1 protein-coding gene is annotated in these 242 nt (G+C 55.0%); it reads right to left on the bottom strand.

Going from position 1 to position 242, the window contains the following annotated elements; all coding sequences use genetic code 11:
* Positions 1-242, bottom strand: a 242-nt coding sequence (locus tag R0J87_RS23995) for a hypothetical protein (protein ID WP_498889543.1), incomplete at both ends; no start/stop codon positions are given.

The raw sequence follows: 242 nt of genomic DNA, 5'->3' as shown, positions 1-242 counted from the left end.
CCATTTCTTCTTCCAGCGTGTTCAAGTAAGGCGTGACCTCTTCACCGCCGATTTCTTGTCCGATCACAGAAGCTTGCAGCGATTCCAATTGCACAAGGATAATCTTCGGCTGCTCGCCGCTGTTTTCTGTGCCGATTTTAGCGGCGGCTTCCTGAAGAAGGGCTTCGTCCTGTTCCGAGGGCATGGGCTCGCGGAATATCGAAACGGCGCCGTTGCCGAAATCGTATCCGTGGTAGCCCCAG

This window comes from Halomonas sp. SIMBA_159, assembly GCF_046536035.1.
GTDB lineage: Bacteria > Pseudomonadota > Gammaproteobacteria > Pseudomonadales > Halomonadaceae > Vreelandella > Vreelandella venusta_A.
Note: the sequence above shows the minus strand (reverse complement) of the source record. Positions and strands in the feature narration are given on the sequence as shown.